This is a genomic window from Paenibacillus plantiphilus, assembly GCF_927798095.1.
Classification (GTDB): Bacteria; Bacillota; Bacilli; order Paenibacillales; family Paenibacillaceae; genus Paenibacillus_Z; species Paenibacillus_Z plantiphilus.
This window is the reverse complement of record NZ_CAKMMF010000056.1, coordinates 1-6977: the sequence shown is the minus strand read 5'-3', so window position 1 is coordinate 6977 and position 6977 is coordinate 1. Positions and strand designations below refer to the sequence as shown.

7 protein-coding genes and 1 pseudogene are annotated in these 6977 nt (G+C 45.5%); all 8 read right to left on the bottom strand.

Going from position 1 to position 6977, the window contains the following annotated elements:
- Nucleotides 1-199: PAAR-like protein (locus L6H65_RS26165; protein WP_236347630.1), on the bottom strand; the 199-nt coding region annotated here is incomplete at its 3' end.
- 25 nt (nt 200-224) lie between these two features.
- Nucleotides 225-755 (bottom strand): hypothetical protein, encoded by a 531-nt coding sequence (locus L6H65_RS26160; RefSeq protein ID WP_236347627.1) that lies wholly within the window; start codon nt 753-755, stop codon nt 225-227.
- Nucleotides 752-1372 carry a hypothetical protein gene (locus L6H65_RS26155; RefSeq protein ID WP_236347624.1) on the bottom strand — a complete coding sequence of 207 codons (621 nt, stop codon included), beginning with the start codon at nt 1370-1372 and terminating at the stop codon, nt 752-754. The genes L6H65_RS26160 and L6H65_RS26155 overlap by 4 nt, the downstream gene beginning before the upstream one ends.
- A gap of 39 nt (nt 1373-1411) precedes the next feature.
- Entirely contained in the window at nt 1412-2029 is a 618-nt protein-coding gene (locus L6H65_RS26150; protein WP_307728399.1) for a phage baseplate assembly protein V, read from the bottom strand.
- A 586-nt stretch (nt 2030-2615) separates the two neighbouring features.
- Nucleotides 2616-3029 (bottom strand): hypothetical protein, encoded by a 414-nt coding sequence (locus L6H65_RS26145; RefSeq protein ID WP_236347621.1) that lies wholly within the window; start codon nt 3027-3029, stop codon nt 2616-2618.
- 17 nt (nt 3030-3046) lie between these two features.
- Nucleotides 3047-3976, bottom strand: a complete 930-nt coding sequence (locus L6H65_RS26140) for a hypothetical protein (protein WP_236347619.1) — start codon at nt 3974-3976, stop codon at nt 3047-3049.
- 733 nt (nt 3977-4709) lie between these two features.
- Entirely contained in the window at nt 4710-5402 is a 693-nt protein-coding gene (locus L6H65_RS26135) for an SMI1/KNR4 family protein (protein WP_236347616.1), read from the bottom strand.
- Nucleotides 5389-6977 (bottom strand): annotated as a pseudogene (locus L6H65_RS26130) (HNH endonuclease); the annotation flags it as partial. The pseudogene L6H65_RS26130 and the gene L6H65_RS26135, both read right to left, overlap by 14 nt.

Sequence of the window (6977 nt, the reverse complement as noted above, 5' to 3'; positions counted from 1 at the left end):
CACCACTAGGGTTGAGCGGACTCACACAAATGCCAAAATGAGGGACATTTGCTGTGAATTTATTATCCTCCTCATTCATCATCGGCTTGTCGTTTACAAACGACCCGTGGCTCTGCGGCAAGTTAATCCGCCTGACATGGGTTCCGCAGTTGCAAAACATTTTGGCCCCGCGAACAATGTAGTACTCGCTATTTTGCATCCCTTCCACCTCCAGCTCTCAGCATTCACTCCACCTGTACCCGTTCTAATCGAACCCCTGCAAAATCCCGCCGCAAAATGCTCTCCGCAACATCCAAGCGGACCACAATAAGCGGCTTGCCGCTCTCTTTGATCCGGACGATGCGTTTTCCTGACAGCAACTCTCCATTGAGCACCAGCTTGCGGATCACGCTTCCGTCCCCAACTCGTTCACTGTGCGAACTAAGCGCCTCCACTTCTTCGAAGATGGGGAGAAAATAATGATGCTGCCTCCGATATTTAAGATCAATAAGCGGGGTCTGCTTGAATATCGTATCCGGTGCATATAGCTCTACCAGTCTCTTCAATCGGTCTGAGATCAAATAGAGCTGACCATCCAGCACATCCGGGCAGGTGCTCTCCTGATTTGCTCTGACCTGCATGACAATCATTTCCGCCAGCTTGTGCGCGCTTGTCCAATGAATATCCCGTACATCGATTTGCCTTCTTATATCCACAAGAACGGGGACATCCGTTTCCCTCTCATCCTGCTTGAGCACAAAATACTCCTTCATCATTCACTAACCGCCCCTGTTGCCTCATTTGTAACCTCTTCCGCTCCAGTAAGCCGCACGCTTTGGTCTCGAAATTCGCCTGCCATCCAACTGATTCCAGGAGACTTCGCAATACGAGAATATTCCATGCTGCTCAGCAGCGCAGGCATCATTGACTTTATAAATTCAATCGCCAGCAAATGATATTTAACAGCTTCGATTTGCTTGATCCGATCCAGATCCTGCGAGGTGATCTTGCGCGCGTATGCTTTTTTAGTCTGCTCAAGCTCCTTCATCCGGCGAAACAACGGTTCAAAGATAAAATCCGCCCGCCATAAGGCTGTGCATTCCACCTTGTCCATCATCCAGTTCTCGTCATAGGCATCGATTCGATAATGGGGAATGTTCTCCATAATTCCTGTTCGCAGCAAAGAGATGTACACATAGTGGATCACGCCCTTCACCCCTTGCTCCTGCTGCTCGGCAACCTGACGCCATACGGTATCAACGGTTTGACTTAAGCCGTGCTCGATCTCTTCCTTGCGCTCATTCAGCGCATCTCCGATCGGAATGAGATCATCCAGCCATTGGTCAAAAACATGCTCCTCCAGAAATTTGTCCAGTACCGTATCTCTATCCATTTTGCTCTCCCCTAAACGTATTCAAAGTTCGCCATGAGCTTATTTGATGTTGACCTTAGAGCCGCCGATTGTCACTTGATCCGCGATCTGAAGACTAGCGCCCGCTTGCTGAAGATCAATGCCTTCGCTGCCTTGGATCAGCACCTTTGCCCCGCCTGTTATTTCAATATCATCCTCTGCGTTCAACATAATTTTTTTGTCGCTGTTGATTTCAATGCCCCCATCATCTGTCAGTCGCATCAGAAGCTTGCCGCTGCCGATGATTTCCACTGATCCTGGCTGGAACACAATCTGTTTGCCGTATTTGGTGCTAATGCTCTTCACTGCCGGGTCACTGCGCTTGACAGGATCAGAGGAAGCGGTGTCTACCGAGCTTGCTGCAAAAGCATGCTTCTCCTCTTTATCTGGAAAATACACCCTAACCTCATCCCCTGCCTCCGGCATGCAGTACCAGCCGCTTCCATCTGGAGATGAATACACCGTTGAATAGGCGAACCACATCGAACCGCTCGATTCCCCGTCAATATGCAATTTCACCTTGACTTGATCCTTTGCAACATCAAGAATTTTGCCAAAGAGAGAAGCGCCTACAAGCGCATAGGATGAGTCCCCTAGTCCGGGGCTCAGCGGGAACATGATGATCGTGCTGCCACGCACGCACTATGAGCCCCTCGAACTCCCTTCCTGCAGATGGTTCATTTCACCTTTTTGAGCTTATAGAACATCTCGCTACGAAAAAAAACTTCGTGCAGGGGAGGGTCTCCCCAGTTCACTGCATCTTCTTTCATACCATGCCACTCCCTCTACGCCGGAGGATTCTTTGCTACCGCTCCAGTTCCTAGCAGCTTCCTTGGCCTTCATCCAAGTTTGCGAGATTCGGCTTCCTCTTCCCCCTCTTGCAAGGCCTTTTTGACGATGCGGCAGGATTCACTTCATGTTACGGTCTGGTATGTTGCTCGCCCTGCCCCTGACAGATACTTTCCTCGATACGCTTTTACGCACGGATTTCGCCATACGCAAGTATCCTAGCTACGTGGGGGCTTGGCCCCTCCCACGACCGGACTTTCACCGGCTAGAAGATGCGTGCCTCTGGGCACTCCATACAAAAAAAAGCTCATTCCTACTCATAATTCAAGTTGGAAAGAGCTTTTGAAAGTTTATCAAGTGTTTGGTTTGTTGGTTGCATTGTACGATCTTGTTGTTCGAATTGTAAACCCAGTAAATTAATTCCCCTTTAACAACTCTAGTCTTGACCATCTAATTTGGCGACATATGCAATCTCTCTCATAAAAGATGTTACAGCATGACAATTTTCCAGATCATCCTCATCCAACATCGACCAATAATAAATAGTATTCTTATGAATACTAATATCTTGAAGAAGATGATATCTGATCAGGCTAGCCGAACTCTCCACAGCGTTTCTTTCTACTATAGCATCATTAAATGATGAAATAATAATAATCATTAAAGCGAATTTTTCGTCTAAATTTAATTCAATATTTTCATAGGCGTATAAGAATTCGGATATTCTTGAAGAATCCGACACTTCATATTCCCAGTCTTGCGAAAAATCATCAGGAGCCGGTAATTTGATTTTCTTTACAAGACCTTCAATAGCACTCTTAGTAACATACTCCGGGTATACATTCTCCATGGTTATTCTCCTTTTTATTATTTTCCTATTCCTGAAGGATGAGCACTGCTATATGGAAAAGCAGACCTAATTCCACCATCCTCTTTCACTATCACTCTAGCCATATCAGGTTTTATTTCAGTACCATCTGGCAAGTATCCTCTTGATTTAATAGAAGATGGTAACGGAACATCATGAACACCAGGGCCCTTTTTCGCCACCTCTGCAAGAAAATCTGCCGCACTCTTCTCATCAAGCCATTGGCTGATTTGATGTCCCTTTCCTCTGGCCCTATCTATAAGCTGATTTGGCTTTTTCTTAGCACCGTGCTCTGAAAAAGTATGACCATACGTGGGAGTACTTTTAGGATTTCCCCATTTAAAATTATTGGCAGATTCTCCCTTCCCCTCAGGCCCTCTACTACCACTAGAGGAACCATTATCCACTCTATTCACATGCGGATCAGAAAAAACATCCCTCGAACCATTCCGATAACCGCCATTAAACGCAAATTGCGGACCTTGGAGAGCACGGTTGAGATTCTGCCCTGTTTCTTCCAACCATGATTTTATTTTAGCATTAATCTCTTTGGATTGCGCTCTTATCGTATTAGGTAATGCCTGAATATCCTTGGCAAGCCTACTACCGAAATCCCGTATATGATAAAGAAACTTTCCCCCTAAGCTGCTCCCCCATCTGCTTAATCCTTGCACTGCGCTGCCAAAGCTATCAAATATAGAACCGAAGCCACGTTTCAGCCAATCCGGTGTAATCTTGCCGATCCCTGAGCCAAGGTAGTCGCCAATCGTTCTGCGGGCTATCTTGACATCCAGCACCCCACCGAAGAGAAAACCGACCCCTCCACTGAACAGCACTTCGCCCAAGCTAAACCCTTCCCGATTGTCCGTGAGCTGGCTCACGACATTTTCGAATACCCCTGTTACCCCGCCTACGACCATCTGTCCCATTACTCTGGCTCCGGCTGCGAATGGGCCGAATATCGCTCCGGACGCCGCCCCGATCATCGATTCTCGAAAGGCATCCGTCATGTAATCCCACGTACTGCTCACTTCGCCTCGCACGATATCTGAGATTGTCCTGCTTCCTACCGCTATCGTTCCCGCTGCCATAGCGCCCACTACCACTGCGCCAATAACGACGGCCCCTGCTCTCAATGTTGCCACCGTTACAGCCGCAACGACAGCTACTACTACTGCAATTCCGGCCAATACATTAGGCGGATATGGAGTAGGGAAGCGGCTAGCTTGCCACGCATCCTTACCTGTTTATGTAAACTGGTCGTCACCAGATTGTTCTTGCACTGTAGTCATCGCTGCAAGTAGCCAGATTGTTGCGGACAATTTGAAGATAAGTCCTGACAATATTAATGATCGGGCTATCCTAACTTTTTGTTACGTTTGCTTAGACAGCTTATCTATCGGGGCGGCGTATTCTAAAGTTGCATTTTGAGAATCCTATGAGATAACGAACATAACAAAAAGCAGGTCAATCATGGTAGTATCTGACCATAATCGACCTGTTCTGTGTAATGCTAAAGCGTTATTTATGTTATGCTTTTCAATCATTATTTTGCGTACAGAGAATTGAAGAAATCTTTGTAATGGTATTACATGAGTTAAGTGTATTATTGGTTGAATGATTGGTTCATTCGGCACTGGGTAGCCTCTTATTATTTTCAGACTACTTATCTTTCTTTTTTTCTTTCCTAGTTTTTTCTTTAGCTTCGAGTTCGGCCTTAGCAGCAAGCATCATTGCCATAAAGTTACCACTCATTTTTTCACTAACAATCTTGGACTCAATATCTGATTCTTCGCTTACTACCTCTTCAATTTCAAAACTTTTAATGAAATCGAAGAAAGATTCAGCGATTAAGAATATATTTTCCCAATAATCATCAACACTAACACCTACGTATACCTTTTCATTTAGCATAATCTTAGCCGTTATCTCGTTTTCATGATCCCAGAAGTAAATTTTACCTATATGATCTCCTTTTATTCCTATACTTATCAGGTTTCCTACACCGTCATCAGCAATCGGTACAATTGAATTTGGAACTCTATCGTAATATCGTTTAATATTTTCTTCGAGATTGTTAACACCCTCTTCAAAACCAAAAAAAGATCCGAAAGCGTTTAGCCCATCTTTACCTGTCCAATGGGATTGATTCAATGGACGGTAACGCACATCATTTTCAAAAGTCGAATTTCCATATTTAAGTACAAATATCTTGTAAATCTCTAAAAAATCAATTTCGTATTTTTCCTCAAGTCTTATAAGTTCCTCTTCAGAATAACTGTCAGCACCACTTGATATACCAAGTTCAATTAAATACTTTTCAATTTGATTAAACGAATCATTAGTCATCGTCATCGGTTGGTGGACCTCCTTTATTTCTATCTTTTGATGGGCCTTCTGATTTTTCTGGAATGACTTTTTCAGTTTCTATTTCAATTATTTCACTTGTCTTGTTTCTCATATCAGAAGCAGATCCCTTATGTGGTATATTTCCATGTAGTTTGGTCGGGATCATTTCTATTACCGTTTCACTAAGATGGTGGGGAGTCAATCCTGCTTGTTTTAATAAGGCTTTAGCTTGTGTCTTGTTTTTAGCTAAACCAAGTTCAGCCATCCGCTTATAAACTTGATCAAAATCTTGGTCTGTTCCATTTAACACTCCTGGTTTAAACTCTAATTCATAAGCTGACCAAGGTGAAAAGTCTGGTCGTCCATCTTTAAATACGATTGGTTTGCCATTTGTTATTTCAATAACATCAGGATCATCAGAATACCATTTACCGTTACCTGGTTCTCCCTCCCATTTGCCACCAGTCTTAGGTAGTCTTCCATCAGGTTTCTTTCTGGTTTGTGATGGTTTACCCTTCCCCTCAGGCCCTTTACTACCGCCTCCTGAAGACCCACTATCCATTCGATTCACATACGGATCAGAAAAAACATCTCTCGAACCATTCCGATAACCGCCATTAAACGCAAATTGCGGACCTTGGAGAGCACGATTGAGATTCTGCCCTGTTTCTTCCAACCATGATTTCATTTTATCATTAATCTCTTTGGATTGCGCCCTTATCGTATTAGGTAATGCCTGAATATCCTTGGCAAGCCTACTACCGAAATCCTGTATATGATTAAGAAACTTTCCTCCTAAGCTACTCCCCCATCTGCTTAATCCTTGCACTGCGCTGCCGAAGCCATCAAATATAGAACCGAAGCCACGTTTCAGCCAATCCGGTGTAATCTTGCCGATCCCTGAGCCAAGGTAGTCGCCAATTGTTCTGCGGGCTATCTTGACATCCAGCAACCCCCCTGTGAGAAAACCGATCCCTCCACTGAATAGGGCCTCACCCAAGCTAAACCCTTCCCGATTGTCCGTGAGCTGGCTCACGACACTCTCGAATACCCCTGTTACCCCGCCTACGACCATCTGTCCCATTACTCTGGCTCCGGCTGCGAATGGGCCGAATATCGCTCCGGACGCCGCCCCGATCATCGATTCTCGAAAGGCATCCGTCATGTAATCCCACGTACTGCTCACTTCGTCTCGCGCAATATCTGAGATTGCCCTGCTTCCTACTGCTATCGATCCCGCTGCCATTGCGCCCATGAAGACAGCTCCAATGACAACGGTCCCTGCTCCCAATGTCGCCACCGTTACAGCCGCGACGACAGCTACTACTACAACTACTGCAATTCCGGCCAATACATTACCTAGCAGGCTCCCCCAGCTAAACTTCTTCTTCGGCGGGGGCGGAGGCGGCGGAGGCGGCGTTCCCTCCTTAGGCTCATCGTCATAAGGCGGGTAGCTCGTCTGATCCGTTCCTTCCGCCATCACATGATCACCTAGAAAATGGTACTCGTTTTCAATCGCAAACCCGCTTAGCTTGCCCAGCTTATTCGCCATCAGCTGACTCGTTGCCTTAATAATGACCC

Bases quoted from the DNA above. Each gene is read 5' to 3' on its own strand.
- L6H65_RS26160 (WP_236347627.1), bottom strand. From the start codon at position 755: ATGATGAAGGAGTATTTTGTGCTCAAGCAGGATGAGAGGGAAACGGAT.
- L6H65_RS26140 (WP_236347619.1), bottom strand. From the start codon at position 3,976: ATGGGACAGATGGTCGTAGGCGGGGTAACAGGGGTATTCGAAAATGTC.
- L6H65_RS26155 (WP_236347624.1), bottom strand. From the start codon at position 1,372: ATGGATAGAGATACGGTACTGGACAAATTTCTGGAGGAGCATGTTTTT.
- L6H65_RS26135 (WP_236347616.1), bottom strand. From the start codon at position 5,402: ATGACGATGACTAATGATTCGTTTAATCAAATTGAAAAGTATTTAATT.
- L6H65_RS26145 (WP_236347621.1), bottom strand. From the start codon at position 3,029: ATGGAGAATGTATACCCGGAGTATGTTACTAAGAGTGCTATTGAAGGT.